Raw genomic sequence first — 19,166 nt, forward strand, 5'->3', positions numbered from 1 at the left:
AAAAGTAGGAGACCCGAATTTAGAATTGGCTACCTCTGTAATATGTGGTCTGATTTTATTCAAAATCTCATTACCACAACCTCTTCTTTTATTTGAAGTCCATTTATGGTCATTCTTTCAGTAAAATCAATCAAATGCGGTGAAATATATGTTCCTACTCTATATCCTGCTTCTTTCAGTATAGAACTTATAAAGGCAACGGTAGAACCTTTGCCATTTGTACCCGCAACATGAACAACATTGAGGGAATCCTGCGGATTCCCCAAAAGTTCAAGAAGCATTTTTATTCTTCTAACTCCTGGCTTAATGCCAAATCTTCTCAAACTATATAGATAATCTAAAGCTTCTTTATAATCCATTTTTCAGTATCCTCTCCGCCACTTTTCTATCATTAAAGGGAATTTTTCTGTCTTTGATAATTTGATACTCTTCATGCCCTTTTCCTGCAATAAGCACCAAATCTCCCTCTTTTGCCATTTCCAATGCTTGTGTTATTGCCTCAAAGCGATCTTCGATAACCAGATATTGGAAAGAATTATCGACTTTCTTGATTCCAGATTCAATATCACTTATAATTTCTGACGGCTCTTCATTTCTTGAGTTGTCAGAGGTAAGAATTGCGATATCACTCATTCTTGCTGCCACCACACCCATTAAGGGCCGCCTGTCCTTATCATCTCCACAACCAAATACAACTATTATTCTTCCTTCAGAAAGTCCTCTTGCGGTTTCAAGAGCTTTTTGAAGTGCATCAGGAGTATGGGCATAGTCAACAATCACATCAAAAGATTGCCCACAGTCAATTCGTTCAAACCTTCCCGGAACACTTGCATGAGCGATAGCTTCTCTAATTTCATTAAGGTTCAGTCCTTCACTTATTCCCACCCCAACAGCAGCAAGGGCGTTATACACGTTGTATCTACCTGGTAATCGGAGGTAGAATACCGTTTCTCCTAAAGGGGTGATAACATTAAATCTTGACCCTGTTTTCGAGACTTTTATATCAAAAGCTCTTATGTCTGCATTTTTATCATTTATTCCATAAGTCAGAATTTCTGTCCTTGTGTTTTTTATAATATGCTCCGCGTAAGGATCATCGATATTTATAACTGCTCTTCTTCCCGTCCGGCTTAAAAGCCTGAAGAACTTTATCTCTGCTTCCAAATAGTTCTCCATTGTTTTATGAAAATCCATGTGATCTCTACTTATGTTGGTAAATACGCCTATATCAAATTCACAACCAGTTACCCTGTCCAGCACCGTGGCGTGGGTAGATACCTCCATAACCACGTATTCAAACTCTTTGTTTACCAGTTCGTTTAACATTGCCTGAAGCTCCAGGCTTTGTGGAGTGGTCGTACTTGCCGGCAATGTCCTGTTCCCTAAGTCGTACTCAATTGTTCCAAATAGAGCTACCTTCTTTCCCGCCTTTTTTAATACATCCCTTACCAGATAAGTGGTGGTTGTCTTGCCATTAGTACCGGCAATTCCTACTACCTGCAGTTTTTTTGACGGATATCCATAAAACCTGTTCGCCAAGACCGCTAGAGCATATCTTGTGTTAGGAACTTTAATAACAGTGACATCTTTAGCTGTTTTAACGTCTTTCTCAACCACCACTACCCGGGAACCTCTCTTTATTGCCTCGGGGATGAATTTGTGTCCATCAAAATTAAAACCCGGAATACAAACAAATAAAAAACCTTCTTCCACTTTTCTCGAATCACATTCAATGCCGCGAATTACTAAGTCCTGCCTACCTTCAACCCTTTTTTCTTTCAAATCTTTTATCAGTTCTCTTAGAACCATCTCCATGTTTTGGTCCTCCCCTAGAAGACTCCAAGCCTTTTTCTCAATCTCTCCACTATTTCTTCCATCTTCATTCCACGCGAGCCTTTGATCAAAACAATATCACCCGGTCTCAGGATTCTCAAAAGACGATCTGACGCTTCCACATTATTGACAGAAACAAATATATTTTCCCTGGGCATACCTTCATCTTCAGCTCCATGAGCCATATATTGCGCAAGATCTCCTACGGTTATCAACATGTCAAATCCACAATCCGCACATATCTTACCTATCTGATAATGGAATTCTGGAGCTTTTTCCCCCAATTCCAGCATTTCACCCAGAATTGCTATCTTATTAGTATAAGAATTCATCTTTCCAACAGCAACCAGAGCTTCTTGCATTGATTGAGGATTAGCGTTATAACAATCATTAATAATCCTTACACTTTCTTCATTCGAAGTCGCTCTATCTATAAGAGGAATTTCGATTAATTCCATTCGCAGAGAGGGAAATTTAAAGTCTTTCAGAATATCTATCACTTTCTCTAAACTCAAACCAAAAACCACAATGGGAAACAGCGATTGCTGCTAATCCATTGTAAACATTACAATAGGAAATAGTATTTAGTTTAACTCTGTAATTATTGTTTAGGGTAAATTCGAGAAACGTATCCCCAACTCTTATATTAGAAGCTGAAAATTCGGATTTATTTTCTACTCCAAAAGTAACTATCCGCTTTGTTCTAGATATCTCCTTCATTTTTAATACGTATGGATCATCGGCATTCAAAACCGCTACCCCATCCTCAGGCAAAGATTCCACAAGTTCTGATTTCTCCTGATATACCCCTTCCCTTGTTTTCAAAAACTGCAGGTGAGTATCACCAATATTAGTAACGACACCAACTGAAGGTTTAGCTATCTCACAAAGCCTTTTTATACCTCCCAATAAATTTGTTTCCATTTCTAGAACAGCCAGCTGCGTATGCCTGTCCATTTCCAACAAGGTCAATGGTACTCCCACAAAGTTATTGTAGCTTCCCTTTGCCTTTACAGTTTTGAACTCCCTGGTTAAGATATACCCTAGCATTTCTTTTGTGGTTGTTTTGCCATTAGAACCAGTAACCGCTATAACAGGGATGTCGAACTCTTCTCTATAAATCTTAGCTATGTCTCCAAGAGTTTTAAGTGTATCTCTCACCTTTATAATTATATTTTTGCTTTCAACCTCTCTTGACACAATTGCGCCTATCGCTCCTTTTTTGAAGGCTTCGTCTATAAAATAATGCCCATCAAATCTTTCCCCCTCCAGCGCAACAAATAAATCCCCTTTGTGTATTGTTCGAGTGTCGGTGGAAATGCCAAAAATCTCAACATCAGGAGTTCCCGAGAGTAAAGTCCCACCTGTAGCTTCAATAATTTTAGACAAAGATATCGGTTCCATGAAAGTTACCTCCGAAAAAACATGAAGATAGAAAGCTTTTGTTCACAGTTCCCTGGTATTTTCTAATTCAATAATATTACCTATGACAACATCTAATTTATATGTGATATTTTTCACAATTTAATTATGATCACAAACTATTTCTTTGTTATTAAAAACTATAGAAAATTCAAAGCTAAAAGTGTGTCGTTTTTATCAAACAATCCTGCAGGAAATCCTAAGAAGGAACAGAAGAAATAGGAAAGAAATTCGCTAAGCGTGCACCCAAAATTCTAGGGCATTTACGCTTTTTTGCCTTGACAGAGCAATCCCTTCAGCTATTTTTTATTTTTCAATCTTTCCTGAACAGCTTCGCTCGTCAATTCCCGTATAGCATCGGAAGCAATCCATTTATCGCTCTTCGAATCTATCTTCTGGATCTCTTTTGCAATTTCAACTGCTTTTTAATAGGCGTATTAGGTATTTATCATTCGATTTTGCATACCTGCACACCGTAATCAAAAGATTCGCCATGATGCATCCACACCAAAAGAACCGTATTACCCTGTAAAGGATATATTCCTGTCAGAATATTAGCTCCCCCTTCGCCTTTCCAAAGCGTAATTTTTTGGGAATCGTTGAGGTTTTGGGCAACGACTTCGAAGGGGTTCCCGTAAACAATCCATTTTCCGCCCGGTAAAATGGCACAAACATAACCTTCAAAAGTGGTTTCATATGTCTTGAGGGTTCTGCTTTTAACATCGTAAATATTCAATTTTGAATTCTGGTCTTTGAAGAGAACAGAATCTGTTCCTGGTACCCATTGCAGAATCTTATCCGCATACGTAATTCCGATTTTTTCTATCGTGGCATCACTGATTTTTAATACATATATACCGCCATCAAGTTTGCGTGCAAGGATATATTCGCCTGAAGGACTTATCCCCTGCAAAACCAGACCCATGCCTTTGATCGTTGTAACCGGTCTATCTTTATAACTACCTGATTTGTCGATTTCGAAACCTTCGCCACTGTATGCGTAAAGATATATTTTATCTTCGGAAATCCAGTCAAAGTTATATCCTTTTGAGAGGATCGCTTTGACAGGTTCAGACAGAGGGAATTCATCAAGCGTCCCAGTTTCTATGTTATACAGGCTAAAGCTATTTCCGGAATTGTTATTGCGCTCAATTAGCAATTTTTTGCCATCGGGCGAGAGTCTGAATCTATAGCTTGGATACCCATCTTTCATAACGTTCAGCCATACAAGATCACCCAAAGTGATTTTTTCCGGTTTTTCAATCTCCCGGAATTTGTTTGTAGTTTTTCCTACGGATTGGCCTACGTTGCTTTCAAGAACCCTTATGTTCTCTATCCTGGATCTCAAATTCCTCTCTCTTGACGAAGACCAATTACTGTACTCAAAACCATAACTTTTGAAAGTCTCGGTTGCCTTTTCAACTGCCTCGGCAAGTAATCTGATAAGTTCTTCCTTTTTCTCGCTGGTCGTGTATCCTCCTGCTTTTTCAATGGCTTCTACTTCAGCCTGAATTTTATCCAGATAGCTATCCAAGACCCTATCTGCCTCTTTAGCTGCTTTCTCACGTTTTTCAGCCATTTCAAGAAATTGTTCATACCTTTCGCAAAGGTTTAAAGCTTTTTCAAGATCTCCACCCACAATGCCCATTATATCCGGATCATCTGGACCCAAGGGGAAAGATATACCTGCTTTTTGTGCAAAGAATCCATGACCCAGATCTGAGCGATATTTCGATACGAAATCCAGTACTCTGGTTTTCAGATCGTGAGTGTAATCAAAAAGAGAGGCTTTTTCGTATTCTTCAATCATCTGTGACGCGCGTTTTTTGAGTTGATTGTTCTTTACAATCAGTGAATTTATATAATCGGAATATTTCTTCGATGGTTCAAAGTTCAGCATTGCCACGCCATTTGACTTTATCCTGTAAACATCACTGGCTATAGCTTCCAATACGTCGCGAGTCTCAAGCCAATACGCATACTTTGAATCTACATCTTTGGTAATCTGGGAGATCTTCCTCAATTTATTCCGCGCCTCATCTGGCGTTATTTTTTGCTCCCACATATTCCGTATTGTATATGCCATTTGTTCAATCTTGCTTACCCATTTTTCCATATAAAGCGGTTCCAGAGAGTTGAAACCATCAACGACAATCTGGAGCATGTTCTGGAATAGTTCCACCTTTTGTGTCAGGAACGCCAGATAGACTTCGAGATATTGCTTTGTTTTTTCATTTTTCAACTCTGCCATATAAGCCCACTGAGAAACTGTGGCCTTCCAATCAAGCGTTCCTTTCATCCTTCCCAATAATGACTTCTTGAAAGCTTCAATTGACGCCAGATCCCGTGAATATACGATTCGGCCATCCCGGTCTGTGTAGTAATATTCGGGAACGCTATCAAAGAGGGCGTTGATCTTTTCGGATAAACTGTTGTACTTTCTCGATCAGAGTACCGGTTAAGTGTTCGTCTTCATAACAGATCCCCAAAAGGTTTTCCAGAATCCAGCCACCATTTTGTAGCAAGAAAAGTGAGGGCGCTTTAGAAGTAAGTTGGTTTATAAACGATTGGCCAAATCCTTCATTGAATTCCTTCATCATTGCTGAAAAGCTCGAATAGGGATATATCGAAACATATTGCCCTGTTTTTTGTTTATAGAGCTTCAAAAATTCCACGATTTTTGTTGACAATTTATCTTGAATAAGTTTCATCTCATTTCCGGGATTAAAAGATCTGATTAACTGGGACAACTTTTGTCTGAATGCTTTCTGGTTCCTTTCTATTTCCTGCTTTTTCGAGGAGATAAAGGTATTCAATTCCTCGAGGTTTTGTTTAACATCTTCATTTATACTCTTCACTTTCTCCGAATATTCATTCCAGTCAATCAACCCTTTGTTATAATCCATTTTAAGTGCACTGGCTATTTTTGCTTTGGCCTCGTTCATCTGACTGATGTAAGAACTGACCACTTGATTGACTTCGTAAGTGAATGCACTCAGAGTTATCTCGTCATTTTCCAGCTGCCCGAAGGCGTACTCGATTATCTGTTTGGCATTATCGGGACTTGGTATCTTCTCCTCTACCTGCAATTCACTCAGTGTTTCAATCTTATCCTCAATATTTTGTATTGTACTTACTTCACGCAAAGGATCGTGTGTTCTTGCGGTTTCTTCTGCTTTTACTATGACCTCCGCAGGGATAACCTCTTCAGACTTTGCCAACTTTTTCGATGGCTCCTTTTTTCCCTGCACCTGTATTTTGCCTTTATTTAAAGCTTTTATTTTCGATAGGAAGTAAGCTTTATCGAAGTAACACTTGTTTATCTCATCTTCATTATCGCCAACCAATTCTCTGATCTTTTTGATGAACACCACTTCATTAGCCGCTATGTCATTAAACATGATCTGGAAATCGACAACATTGTAATATTTCGTAAATAGCTCTACAAGCAACGAAGGCGTTTCTATAATGTTTTTTAATATCGATTCAGCCTTTTCCTTGACAGTTTTTTCTATCGCTTCTTTGGTCAATTTGCCACCCTTGCTGAGAATCTCCAATTCAAGCCTTTTGGTTAACCTGTCTTTCAATTTATCCTTTAGATCATCTGAAGCTTTAGTGAGAACCTTATCCACCAGCTTTTTTTCTTCGGAGGTTTCGAAGGGTTCAACAAAGTACGTTTTCCACCAGTACTGTGCTATCTTCTCAGTAGCCCCATAGTTTCTTTTGCAGTAATCGATAAAAGTCACTTTATACGTTGAGTCTATCAATTGGAGGATCGCGTTCTTTACTACTCCACCAAAATCACCTTCGAGCAGCGGTTCTAAAATCGTTTTCCAGTTCGATAACACGTCGTCTATCACCTTACCAGCCGTTTTCATAGAACCTTTCAGGGTTTCTGATGCAAGATAATCTATGGAGTTGTACAGGTTGGATTCAATCAAAGCGGTGAGTTGCTTGTTTTCCCTCAAACGTGCTTCCTGATACTCAAGCTGGAGTCTCAAAATTTCTTCACTGGAAGCCCCTCTACTTCTTGCTTCTTGCATTTTTCGAACAGCCTCTTGCGTTTCTTTCTGAAATCTGGCCAAAAGCGGGTCTTTAGAATAAAGCGTTTCCAAGAAAAAGTCACGCCCCGATTTGAAAAGCCCGTTGTAGTTTATAATGCCCTGAATCGCCTTCAAATAGCTTTTATTTAGTTCGCTCGTGATGTTTATACGATACTGCAAGGCGTCGCTGCTGGCTGGAAACGCATAAAGGTAGAAAAGCAAAAAAATCATTACCACAACGATCTTCTTCACCCTAATCCCCCCCAAAAAACAAAACGTTTTCTCAATTTTATCACCACCACCATCGTTCAACAAAAAATAACAAAAGGAATGTCTCCAACCTACATAGTGCAGATAAACATGCACCCTACAGTAAGGAGACATCCCTTTTATAGTTTTAGAGAATATTTTTCAAATAATGTGAGCTGGTTGTTCTACATTACGATATCAACATATATACGAAATGAGCAAATATCCCTGCGCTGATACCACCTATCGTGTGGCTGAAGATTGCCTTACCGACCAGTTGCCTTGACCCAAGCGAATCCATCATCGCGACGTGTGTTGAGAGATACCCGCTCCAACACATTCCGATAGCAGTTAACACCGCAACATCATTGGGCATGAGTATTCCCTCAGTTATGAATTTGGGAACCAGGGCAAGGGCCGCTCCCGTTGAACCAAGGGAAGTAAGCGGGAAAGCGATGAGCTCTGGAGAGGAGAAACCAAAAAGAAAATTCAGAAGCCAAAAGAGCTTCTTGCCCAGCCACGGCAATACAGCAATCCCTTCATACGCGACGCCTGAATATCCTTCAGGGGAAGCCGGTCCATAGGTGAGCATCATTATAAACGTGGAGATTATTAACACACCGGGAATTATCGAAATTCCTAAATCGACCCCACTCTTTCCACCTTCCAGCACCGCATCCATGAATCTTTCAAAAAGCCCTTTATCCGTATGTGAAAGCGTATTTTCTGCTGCTTCTATGTCTCCAAATGCTGCTGAATGCCTGAAAGCTTTCTTCGTGTAAAAAGCCATGATTCTCACAGAAACCACGCTTCCAAGAACAGCCGCAATGTTTCCCACAAGTGCTGGAACAAGAAGGCTATACCCTGCAATAGCTGATTGGGCGATCATAAAGGTTGTGAGCATTAGCCCCATTCCAAAGGAGGTTCCGAGATTACACATAAGAGGCAGTTGATACTGCTTAAAACACCTTATAAAATTCCGGTCCTTTACCAGTGAAAGGACCGCCGGGTTATCCGAAAGATATGTGGTGATAATACCGATAGCGGCATCTCCCGGCAAATTATACAGGGGTTTCATGAGAGGCGAGAGTAACTTATTCAGCATTTCCACAACACCGAATTCCGAAAGCAGTCCACCCAGAGCTCCCGTAAGTACGGCAACCGCCATGATAAAGAACACTGTATTCAACAACAAGTCGTGAGCGGTGTACATGATGGTTTTAAACATGTTACCCAATCCCATACGTGAACCAAAAAGAAATAGAAAAAGGGAAAGAAAAAGGAGAAGCAGAATGGGTTCGATGATCTTCTTCTTCTTCACGTTTTCCATCCAATCCACCTTTCTGGAGATATTGTCCAGGTAAAGTTTAGCATGAAAAGAAGGATAAGTGATGAGGCTACGTCGCGGTGTTCTTGCATCTCAGAAGAAGCAGAAACATTTGCATTTCACATAGTTTGTTGTATAATATTAATAGGCTTTCAAGCCTGTTAGCATGGCGAATGTTATCGCCAATGCTCTGAGGGCATGGGCATGATCCCATGCCCTCCTCTATTTTCAGCCAATGTTTTTATTTTCTTGGGTTTTTAACTACCACAGGTGCATCCCACTGGTTCAACCAGCCATACTCACAGGTCGCATGTTCACCGGTTCTTAAAACCTTCTTTTTTCTGGTAAACTTTGACTGTATTTTAATAATTAGAAAGAGAGTGTAGAACTATGAGAGCGTATTGTGGTATTGACTGTCATAGATGTCCTGTGTACATAGCTACGATTAACAACGATAAAAGACTTCGTGAAGAGACAGCCAAAAAATGGAGTGAAGAAATTAACTTGAAAATCGAGGCAAAAGATTTGGTCTGCTACGGCTGCAAATCCAATCAAATATGGCAGATGTGCAGAAATTGTCCTTTCACTAAATGCTGCAAGGAAAAAGGTTTGAATAACTGCGGAGAGTGTGATTCATACCCCTGTTCTGAAATCAGTAAATTTCTGAAAAGTCTTCCTGATGAATCGACTTTTCTTGATCAAGTTCATAAAGAGCGATTCCCGGATTAACAATAGAGATCCTCTGGCAGTTAAACATATTGGGAGGTTTATAAGATTGGAAAAGACATTTTTTCTTTCTCTTGATAAAATTCAACCCAGCCAGCTATACATAAGCCAGGCAAAATTGAAAAGTGTGCTGGATATTATTGAAAAGAAGGGATTCGATGCCCTACCACCGATTCCTGTTATAAAGCTGAAAGGACTCATAGTCTATACAGACGGACACACTCGGGCAATGGCTGCATGTCTCAGTGGTTTGGAAAAGGTACCGGTATATTGGGATGAAGATGAACTGGATCTGCAAGCCTACAAAATCTGTGTTGATTGGTGCCTTGATGAAGGAATTAAGAGTATTTCCGACCTAAAAGACAGAATCATTCCGCACAGCGACTACGAAATCTTGTGGTACGAAAGATGTAAAAAGATGCAAGAAGCTCTTGAGAATGAAAGAAAAAGGAATGGGGATGATGCACATGAATTTCTGGGAAAGGTTTGAAACACTCATAACTGAGCATGAAATAGTCATAGACAGGCCAAAAGGGACCAGGCACCCAAAATACCCCCAGATCGTCTATCCATTGGATTACGGTTACCTCAAAGGAACAACAGCAGGCGATGGTGGTGGAATAGACGTCTGGATTGGTTCCATGGATGAAAGAAAAATCACTGGGATAGTAATAACGGTTGACACATTAAAAAAGGATTCTGAGGTCAAGATCCTTATTGGCTGTAATGAAGATGATAAGAAGAAGATTCTTAAAATAGTAAATAACCCGTATATGAGCGGAATTATTATCGATAATCCCATCAGCAAATAGATTTTCCGTTACAAGGGGCATTTTTTTGAATGGAGGAATAAGCATGAAAAAGAAAGCTTTTCATGTCTATCAGAATGAGTTTTTCGATCTCTACTTGGCAGGAAAAATAGCTGAAGCTCTTGAATTAATAGATGAAATCGAAAGCAACTATCCAAGCAAGGCATTCAAGACGAAATACTGGGAAGCGTGCATCTATTCGCTCAAAAACAAGAAAAAGTTGGCTATAAAAGCATTGAAAGAACTTGAAAATACGGGGTACTGGATATCGCCTGAAGTGCTCCTGCACGACAGAGATCTTGAAAACATAAATAATGAGCCCGAATATATTGAAATATTAAATGTTTTCAAGAAACGCCAGGCTGACGCTGCCAAACTTTCAACTCCATTAAAGATTGAACTCAACCCTCCAGCAGCTGGTATTTCTTCTGGCAAACTCCCCTTAATTGTTGCTCTCCACTGGAGAATGGGAGACGCGGAGGAATTCGCCACTTTATGGAAAGGAGCAGTTGAAAATGGAAGAGCAAGACTTCTCGCCCTTCAATCCTCTCAACAGGTTGGAACGGGAATGTTTTGCTGGGATGATGTAGAAATTGCTAAAAAAGAAGTTAAGGCACAGGTTCAAGAGTATTTGAACAATAATTCCTCTGAGATTAGCCAGCTGATACTCGGTGGAGCGTCTCAGGGAGCCGGGCTTGCTCTTGAACTTGCCCTTGAAGACGAGCTCAAACCGGAAAAATTGATACTCGTGGTACCTGCATTCAGAGATATGAACTACATCAAAGAGCTTATAAAAAACAACAAGAACAACTTTAAGGTATACATAATTGCCGGGGAAAAAGATATGCTTCTAAAAAGGGCAGAAACCGTGAAGGAATTGCTTACGGAAAACAACATTCACTGTGTTATGAGTATCTATCCGGGTATGGGACATACTTTCCCGGAGGATTTCAACAAAGTCTTAATGAACATATTGGATGAATAAGAGAGAGAGAACACAGAATATTTTAGAAAAGATCAATAAAGCTTCATGGAGGTTGATTGAATGCTGTTTGTGTTGTTAATAGGATTCGTCGTCATGTTATTATGCGTGCTTTTCGCGATGCAAAATCTAAAAAAGAAAAGGTTAATAGACGATACTCCTACCTCAAAAGTAAAAGGTGTTTTCATCGGTCTTGTAGAACTCAAAGGAAAAGTCAAAACAACACGACCTCTCACAAGCTATCTGACTGAAAGGCCCTGTGTTTATTATCGATGGTCGATTGAAGAGCACTGGACAAAACGCACTACCGAGACATATACCGATTCTCATGGAAAAACAAGGACAAGAACAAAGACCGAAAGTGGTTGGAAAACAGTAGCTTCTGGTGGCGACGAAATACCCTTTGAGCTCTGCGATGATACCGGCTGTATTCTTATCAAGCCGGAAAAAGCAAGGGTAGAAGCCATAACCGTCATGAACCGTGTTTGCGGTAGAAACGATCCTTTGTATTACGGAAAAGGTCCCGACCGCGCGATAATGTATTCCGATCACCGCAGGAGATTCGTTGAACGGATCATTCCACCCGACGCTGATTTGTACGTTTTCGGGCAGGCGAGAGAGAGGGAAGATATTGTAGCACCTGAAGTGGCATACGATAAAGAAGCTCCTATGTTCCTTATTTCCATTAGGGAAGAGAAAAAACTCAGCCGAAGGTACAGCCTTTACTACTGGCTTCTGGTAGCTGTGGGTATCATTGCGGCTATCGCAACCGCGTATTTTTCAATCGATCGAACATTCTCTCTTCCACAGGAACCGATTCAGCCGTATATTGTAACAATAGGTTCCTTTCTGGTTATGCTGTTTATAGGATGGTTCTGGGTAACCTACAACAGCCTCAAATCTTTGCAAAGGCGGGTTCAGCAGGGTTGGTCCCAGATAGAAGTACAGTTAAAACGAAGGCACGACCTGATACCTCTGCTGGTGAATGTGGTTAAGGGACTTGTAAAACACGAACAGGATACCCAGGAAAAGCTCGCAGAACTTCGTGGAGAACTCGAAAACATGTCCGGCAAAGAAGTCCTCAAGGTTCTCATTGAACGCTATCCGAATCTAAAATCACAGGAAGCCTTTGTAAAGCTTCAGAAAGAACTTAGCGACACCGAAGACAGGATTGCCCTTGCAAGGGGCTATTACAATGAAATCGCTTCGTTCTACAACGCAAGGCTCGAACGATTTCCGGATCTTATTGTTGCAAAGCTTGGAAGATTGAAACACCAGCGACTCTGGAAGGAATAAAGAATTTGGTGTGGTACTGGAAAACTAAGAGGTATGAGGTGATCGAATGGATTTGCTCCTTATCAGGCATGGACATTCTGTTGGAGACGATGAAAGACGAATTAAAGGAAGCTGGGATGTTGAACTCACTCCAAAGGGTCTTAAACAGGCGAGGCTGCTCAAGGAAAAGCTGGAAAAAGAGAATTACAAATGTGACCTTCTTTTTTCAAGCCCGTTGAAGCGCGCAGCTCAAACCGCTGAAGCAGCTTCTCAGGCTGTGGGGAAACCCATAATCTATGATTCAAGGTTACGAGAACAGGATTCAGGAAAAATCGCGGGAATGACCAGAGAAGAAGTTTCAAAATTTAGTCCACCGCCAGATGAAAAGGGTTACAGAAACTATGTTCCGATACCCGGCGGGGAATCACTGTTAGACCATATCCGCAGGGTAAGCGAATTCTATCTCGAACTTATCGATAAGCATATGGATAAGCGAGTCTGTATAGTGACCCACGGTGGAACCATAAATGTATTGTTGAGGATCATTTATAACCTGCCTGTGAATCAACCGTATGTAGATAAACACATCTACCTGTTCGCTATGAACGATACCGCTATGTCCAGATTGATAATCAGGGGACCGCAGGACGTCATTACCTATTACCTTAATAATTTCAGCCACCTGACCGCGATGAAGTAGATTTGCACAGATAAAGAAAAGGCCTCCTTTTATTTTATGGGAGGCTTTTTTCATAATAAGCTGCTTGATGAATTTTAGTTTTTTTGGTTCAATCTCATTTTTTCAGCGATTCTCAAACTCTGCTTTACCCATATAGGGGTATTAACATCTTCGAGAATCTCTTGTGCTGACAACCAAAACACCCCGGAAACTTCATCCACGCTTACACAGCGCGGTTCGCCACTTTTATACCTGCAAAGGAATACAACATCGACAACCGGTTCGCCTTTATCCGTTAAAAACGACTTACTCTCGATATACTGAATATCATCGTAAACTTCAATTCCGACTTCCTCCATAATCTCTCGCTTTAGGGCTTCTTCCAGTATGTTGAGGGAAGCTTTTGTGACCTCTACTTTTCCTCCAACAAATGAAATTGCACCGGGAGCGTGCTCTTCCTTTTCGCTCCTTTTGATCACAAGCCATTTATCTTCCCTATAAATCGCCGCTTCGACATTCACAATACACCATTTCCTATCCATGTTCTCACCAACTCCTTACCTCAAAATCCCATTTAAACAAAAGACACAAATAATCTGCCACTACGCATTATAACTAAGATCAACTTCAGGATGACAATTCAAGAAGACAAAGATCGGGTCTAGGGTCTGGAGAAAGTTACGTACAACATACAACCCACACCAACAACGGGGTTCATCTGCGTCTGCAAGCCTCAGCCTTCGAACGCCGCGTCACCAACTGCCAGCCTTGCAAGTGTCTGATATTTTTTCAACTGTGAAGCAGTTTGCCCCAACTCCCAAGGAGTTCGTAACAACCACGAAGTGGTTCGGGTCAACTCCGCAGGAGTTCGTGACAATCCCGAAGGGATTCTTGTCGCTGCGAAGCAGCTCTTTCGGACTTTCAATTTTATCTATTTCCGCTCCAGTTTATTGTAATATTCTTCAACCGCTGCTTCTTTGATCTCCAGCACCTTTTGGAGAAGGCTTCCTTCAAATACGGGTTTCAACCTATCAGTAATGATAGGTGAGAACTGGAATTCCACCGTGATAGTCTCACCCGGTTCAACGGTAATAGCGGTGGGTGTTCCATCTTTTGGGTTGCCACCAGAGTAACCGTAATAACCGTAGAGGTCTCCAGAAGTTAGATACATATTGTGATCTACATCTCTCCATGCATAGACGTAAACACTACGCGCTTTTACTTCTGTTAGCAAGAAATTCCCGCCTTCATCTGCACTGGTTATCGAATCTATAACTCCTGTAACAGCATCAACCGTCCACACAATGAAAGGCTCGTATCCTGTATCGTATGTCAGAGCCCTGTATGCGTCAACCAAACCTGCACCGTAATAGTTGTCAAAACCAGGTTCTCCAAGATCTTCCGCGGTATATCTAAGGATTTTCCTTATCGTTTCAACACCGGTATAACCTTTGCTCATAAGAAGCGCTACAATTCCAGAAACGTGTGGGGCTGCCATGGATGTACCCTGTAAAAACTCGTAAAGTTCCCCATCATTTGATATCCAGCATGTACTCAGAACTCCGTCTGGATTACCATCTCCATTCTGATCAACACCGAGGTCTCCGCCGGGAGCAACAACATCCAGTTCAGGCCCATAGTTGGAATACCAGGCTCTTTCTTTATCTAACCGAACTGCTCCTACCGCTATTGTTTCGGGGTACTTTGCCGGATATCTCAAACTCCCATTATCATTTCCGGCTGCGCAAACTACGACAACATCATTGTCGTATGCGTACTTAATAGCGTCGCGAATAATGGAGCTATCAGAGGGGCTGCCAAGGCTCATATTCAATACTTTCGCTCCATGTTCAACAGCGTACACGATACCCCTGGCAACATCAAATGATGTTCCGATCCCCGAATCATCAAGGACTCTAATCGGTAATATTCTAATACCGCTGCCACCCCAACAAACACCCGAAACGCCCTGGCTGTTATTGGTGAGGGCAGCTATGGTACCTGCAACATGTGTTCCATGGCTTATGATTTTTCCATCGTAGGACATCCCGGGATCCGTCGGATCTGGGTCATCATCCACAAAATCGTAGCCATCATCATAAAATATTCCCTGCAAATCCGGATGGTCAAACCTTACTCCCGTATCGATAATAGCTACTACAGTTAGTGATGACCCCTTGGTAATCGACCAGGCAGCGGGAAGATTTATTAAAGAATAGTGCCACTGTTCAGGATAATACGGGTCATTAGGCGTCACTTCTGCCTGTGAAAAAAAGAGATAATTCGGTTCCACAAATTCAACCTCAGGAAGTCTTTTTAATTTTTCTATATTCTCCTCACTGGCTTTAATAAGAAAATAATTTGTTTTACTCCCCCTGAAACTAAGCGCTTTCTGAATAGAACTCTTTTCCATGCCAACACTCATAAATAAGCTACTGGCTTTATTTCTATCTAACCAATCGTTGAACTTTACAATATATTCTCCAGAGACATGGTGTTCGAATTCAATTGAACTCGTTGAAGGTTCAATGGCTAATACGCTTTGTTTGTCCTCAACAACGCTACCAACAAAAGGAGAAATACTTCCGGAGATTCTACTTTTATAGAGACTAAAAATACATCCCGATAAAAGAAATACCACAAAGAACAACGAAATAACAAAAAACTTACGCTTCTTCATAGTAGTTCACCTGTCTTTCATCGTCTTTGTATTCAACAGTCTTTTTAAGTTCCACAGCTACTGACGGCACGCTTTTCAAGAAGATGGAACGCGGCTCTACCTCCACTTCCATCTTTCCAACACTCACTCCAGACCATGAAAGTGCTTCTTCAGGGATTTTAACCTTAGCTTTTTCATCACTGAGGTTTATGATAGCAACGGAGTTTTTTTCTTTTCCACCTTTTACCGCCACCGTAAAGATTTCACCGGTATCGTCAAAGTAAACCCTTGGCCTTCCACCCATTAAAGACAACGTTCGGTTCAAGATTTCGATCCCTTTATCATCCACGAGAGACATATCATCGCTCTCGATGACGGGATTGTCGAGTAATCCACAGACATAACTGAAAAGTCCTTTCTCGTTATCGGAGAGTTTAACCGCTTGAGAGCGAAGAATTGGAGTATCTGGATCGTTTATCCATAACCTCTTATGCATAAAGTAACGCGTAAGAGCGTTTCGGATTGAATATTTTGCACTTGGAATACCCAAATCCGGAAGTTCGCCACCCCATACCGGTGCGGTATCAGGTCCTATTCTCATGGCATCGACATAGCCGATAGATGGAAGCAATGGCGCACCACATCCGAGTAAGTAAACATCATCCCCCAGGGCTTTTCTTATTGTCTCCAATCCTTTAACATAGGCTTCTATGGGGGTTATGTCCTTATCCTGCCTTATTCCGGGTATTGCACCCGCAAAAAGGAAATCTATCTTGATATACCTGAATCCTGCCTTTTTGGTTTTCGTCATAAGGTCCTTTAGAAAATCAAGTACTTCTTTGTTTGAAAGGTCGAGAGCGTAGATGTTTTTCTCCCAGTTTCTGAAGGCACGTTTTGGATTGCCAGAAGAATCCTTAACAAACCATTCCGGATGTTCCTTAAATAGATCCGAGGTTTCTGAAACGCAGAAAGGTGCAAGCCATAAGCCGGGAATGAACCCTTTCCCTGATATTTCATTTGCTATTTCCTCGAGGGAGGGAAATTTCTCATTGGTTTCCAGCCAATCCCCAATGTCTTTCTGATAACCGTCGTCTAGCTGCACTAACGTGTATGGAAGCCCTCTTTCTTCGCGAAGATTCGCCAGAAGTTCAACATTTTTCTTCAATTCTTCGAAAGTGATATCGGTAAAATAGTGATACCAGCTGCACCAGCCTATACCCTCAAATTCTTTGAACACGGGTTTTTTGTAATCTTTTATCTTTTCCGCGTAGTTTTCCAGCATTCTGTTGAGTTTATCACTATGAAAAACCACTAACGGTTCGATCTCTATGGTTTCTCCAGGCTGGAGCGGCTTTCCAAAGAGCTCGATCCTGGCTTCCACGGTTTTGGTAGTTTCATCTATCGTGAAATAGGGATGAGAGACTTTTGAGTCAAGGAATCCAGCCAAAAACCCTTTATTTGCTATAAAATAGTCGCTGGGAAATATATCGATATTGAAAAGTTCCGGTATCGGCGTAGCTGAAAAGAGCGTAGTTTTTGTGGATTGCGCAAAAGCTATAACCTGCTTTGTATCTGGGATGCGTTCATACAACCTAAATGGATACCATGAACCCCAATTGTTGAAGTAAAAAGGAAAATCGAGATCAGCAAATTTTGCTACGGTGAAACTGGAAAGTTTTATAGGAACCGTTTCGATGTTTGTCAAAGAGAGGTTGATTAGATAACCGGAATCCAGAATATTCAGCTTATAGTTGAATTCCAGTCCAGCCGAAACAACTTTCGTCTTCAATTGACCATCGATTTCAAAATCAATCATTCCCGGTATTTGAACCCGCACATAAATCCCCCCAAATCCGATTCAACTCGATTATAGCGCAAGTTATTTACACCGCAGTTGCGTCCACACGAAAGCCGCCATGCGGCGATAAAACCGTTGTCGGTTGTGGGTTGTAGGTTGTACGTAAGTATCGAGAGTCCAAGAGCATTAGAGGTATAGAGAGACCCACGCAGATCCTGACCCAAGTCCAGGATGACCGGCTTTATTTTCGAAACGTGTTTAATGATTTTCTTTTTTTTGGTTCTATCCGCCGAAGGCGCATGTCAACTGCACACCAGTTCATAACAACCACGAAGTGGTTCGAAACAACTCTGCAGGGGTTCGTACCAATCCCGAAGGGATTTGTGCCGCTGCGCAGTAGCTTTCGTAATCACCCCCTAAAGAAATAGGACAAGGGATAACGAAGTGATAGTATGAAAGAAAAGGGGGCGAAGGGATGAGAGGCAGAGAACAATATTCAATGGAATTGAAGCTAAAAGTGGTAAAGGAATACGAAGAGGGCCACAAAAACACAAGAGAAATCAGGGAAGAATACGGGATACCGGATTCTACATTATGGGGCTGGATAAACAAATACAGAGCGGAGGGAGAAAGTGCTTTTGAACCGAAACTCAGAGCTGGAGATTTCATTGTTGATCCAACGAAGATACCACCTGTTCTGTACAAAGAGATAGGGCTTGACAAGATAAAGAAAGACCCAAAAGAGCTAAAAGGGGTTCTCAACGAAATCGAGAAATACAAACTCATAATAGCAGAGAAAGAATTGGAAATAAGGTTGCTAAAAGAAGCTCTAAAAAAAACTGGAAAAGGCTAGCAGTTGAACTTTTCGCTGAAACATATATGGGTTATGGTTTTTCAACCTCTTATCTTTTGAGAATCTTTGGAATAACCAGAAGCAGTTACTATCGCAGGAAGAAACCGGTGTTCTTTCTCAAAAAGACAAAACCAGGTAGAAGGCGCAATTACTGTCTAAAGACAAACGGTGAAAAGTTCGAAGATAAAGAGCTTGAAAAACTACTCAAAGACATATACAGCAGAGTGAATCCATATGAACCTGAGTATTATCTGAAAGTATTAGGAAGTAAGAAGCTCAGCAAGTATTTTCTGAATGAATTTGGGATAATAGTGAACCACAAGAAAGTACACAGAATGAGAAAGAAGCTGGGATATGTCAGGAAATACTGGCCGAAACAGCACCATCCTGTTAGGCGCTCAACCCAGCATGAGATAGACAGGACAGGAATACTGTGGGAAGCAGATATTAAGTACATAACCACAATACAGGAAGGGAATATAGCCTTATTGGACATAATAGATGTATAATT

At 41.1% G+C, this 19,166-nt stretch carries 16 protein-coding genes and 1 pseudogene; 7 read left to right on the plus strand and 10 right to left on the minus strand.

The window, feature by feature from the left end; all coding sequences use genetic code 11:
- Positions 1-59: 59 nt before the first annotated feature.
- The 7 genes from DU53_RS02615 to DU53_RS02635 all read right to left on the minus strand — a co-directional run bounded on the left by DU53_RS02615 (position 60) and on the right by DU53_RS02635 (position 8,877).
- Positions 60-359: a hypothetical protein gene (locus DU53_RS02615; protein WP_063727327.1), complete on the minus strand. Its 300-nt coding sequence runs from the start codon at positions 357-359 to the stop codon at positions 60-62.
- On the minus strand, positions 349-1,815 hold the full coding sequence (locus DU53_RS02620) for a UDP-N-acetylmuramoyl-L-alanyl-D-glutamate--2,6-diaminopimelate ligase (protein WP_012745018.1): 1,467 nt from the start codon (positions 1,813-1,815) through the stop codon (positions 349-351). The genes DU53_RS02615 and DU53_RS02620 overlap by 11 nt, the downstream gene beginning before the upstream one ends.
- A gap of 14 nt (positions 1,816-1,829) precedes the next feature.
- Positions 1,830-2,348: a glutamate ligase domain-containing protein gene (locus tag DU53_RS11805; RefSeq protein WP_153020801.1), complete on the minus strand. Its 519-nt coding sequence runs from the start codon at positions 2,346-2,348 to the stop codon at positions 1,830-1,832.
- Positions 2,308-3,237, minus strand: a complete 930-nt coding sequence (murF, locus tag DU53_RS02625) for a UDP-N-acetylmuramoyl-tripeptide--D-alanyl-D-alanine ligase (protein ID WP_082853770.1) — start codon at positions 3,235-3,237, stop codon at positions 2,308-2,310. The genes DU53_RS11805 and murF overlap by 41 nt, the downstream gene beginning before the upstream one ends.
- Before the next feature lie 466 nt (positions 3,238-3,703).
- On the minus strand, positions 3,704-5,554 hold the full coding sequence (locus DU53_RS12400) for a hypothetical protein (protein WP_201029978.1): 1,851 nt from the start codon (positions 5,552-5,554) through the stop codon (positions 3,704-3,706).
- Positions 5,555-5,654: 100 nt separating this feature from the next.
- On the minus strand, positions 5,655-7,550 hold the full coding sequence (locus DU53_RS12405; RefSeq protein ID WP_201029979.1) for a hypothetical protein: 1,896 nt from the start codon (positions 7,548-7,550) through the stop codon (positions 5,655-5,657).
- Between the two features lie 187 nt (positions 7,551-7,737).
- The gene (locus DU53_RS02635) at positions 7,738-8,877 is read right to left on the minus strand and encodes a hypothetical protein (protein ID WP_063727330.1); all 1,140 of its coding nucleotides are present in this window, start codon (positions 8,875-8,877) and stop codon (positions 7,738-7,740) included.
- Positions 8,878-9,264: 387 nt separating this feature from the next.
- On the opposite strand from DU53_RS02635, the gene DU53_RS02640 reads away from it, so the two are divergent.
- The 6 genes from DU53_RS02640 to DU53_RS02665 are packed head-to-tail and all read left to right on the plus strand — an operon-like array spanning position 9,265 to position 13,366.
- Positions 9,265-9,603 carry a DUF3795 domain-containing protein gene (locus tag DU53_RS02640; RefSeq protein WP_063727332.1) on the plus strand — a complete coding sequence of 113 codons (339 nt, stop codon included), beginning with the start codon at positions 9,265-9,267 and terminating at the stop codon, positions 9,601-9,603.
- 46 nt (positions 9,604-9,649) lie between these two features.
- Entirely contained in the window at positions 9,650-10,090 is a 441-nt protein-coding gene (locus tag DU53_RS02645; RefSeq protein ID WP_063727334.1) for a ParB/RepB/Spo0J family partition protein, read from the plus strand.
- Complete coding sequence (locus DU53_RS02650; protein WP_082853771.1) at positions 10,068-10,412, plus strand: inorganic pyrophosphatase; 345 nt, start codon at positions 10,068-10,070, stop codon at positions 10,410-10,412. The genes DU53_RS02645 and DU53_RS02650 overlap by 23 nt, the downstream gene beginning before the upstream one ends.
- A 43-nt stretch (positions 10,413-10,455) precedes the next feature.
- Positions 10,456-11,394 carry an alpha/beta hydrolase gene (locus DU53_RS02655; RefSeq protein WP_063727338.1) on the plus strand — a complete coding sequence of 313 codons (939 nt, stop codon included), beginning with the start codon at positions 10,456-10,458 and terminating at the stop codon, positions 11,392-11,394.
- A gap of 60 nt (positions 11,395-11,454) precedes the next feature.
- Positions 11,455-12,687 carry a LemA family protein gene (locus DU53_RS02660; RefSeq protein WP_063727340.1) on the plus strand — a complete coding sequence of 411 codons (1,233 nt, stop codon included), beginning with the start codon at positions 11,455-11,457 and terminating at the stop codon, positions 12,685-12,687.
- 46 nt (positions 12,688-12,733) lie between these two features.
- Positions 12,734-13,366: a histidine phosphatase family protein gene (locus DU53_RS02665; RefSeq protein ID WP_063727342.1), complete on the plus strand. Its 633-nt coding sequence runs from the start codon at positions 12,734-12,736 to the stop codon at positions 13,364-13,366.
- 74 nt (positions 13,367-13,440) lie between these two features.
- Here DU53_RS02665 and DU53_RS02670 read toward each other — a convergent pair whose 3' ends face one another.
- The 3 genes from DU53_RS02670 to DU53_RS02680 all read right to left on the minus strand — a co-directional run bounded on the left by DU53_RS02670 (position 13,441) and on the right by DU53_RS02680 (position 17,841).
- Positions 13,441-13,887, minus strand: a complete 447-nt coding sequence (locus DU53_RS02670) for an NUDIX hydrolase (RefSeq protein WP_063727344.1) — start codon at positions 13,885-13,887, stop codon at positions 13,441-13,443.
- Positions 13,888-14,276: 389 nt separating this feature from the next.
- Positions 14,277-16,025, minus strand: a complete 1,749-nt coding sequence (locus DU53_RS02675; RefSeq protein ID WP_063727345.1) for a S8 family serine peptidase — start codon at positions 16,023-16,025, stop codon at positions 14,277-14,279.
- On the minus strand, positions 16,012-17,841 hold the full coding sequence (locus DU53_RS02680) for a glycoside hydrolase family 36 protein (protein ID WP_063727347.1): 1,830 nt from the start codon (positions 17,839-17,841) through the stop codon (positions 16,012-16,014). Before DU53_RS02680 ends, DU53_RS02675 begins: the two co-directional genes overlap by 14 nt.
- A 436-nt stretch (positions 17,842-18,277) precedes the next feature.
- On the opposite strand from DU53_RS02680, the pseudogene DU53_RS11810 reads away from it, so the two are divergent.
- Positions 18,278-19,161 (plus strand): annotated as a pseudogene (locus tag DU53_RS11810) (IS3-like element ISKol9 family transposase); the annotation flags it as partial.
- Positions 19,162-19,166 lie beyond the last annotated feature (5 nt).

The sequence above is a fragment of the Kosmotoga sp. DU53 genome (assembly GCF_001639905.1).
Lineage (GTDB): Bacteria > Thermotogota > Thermotogae > Petrotogales > Kosmotogaceae > Kosmotoga > Kosmotoga olearia.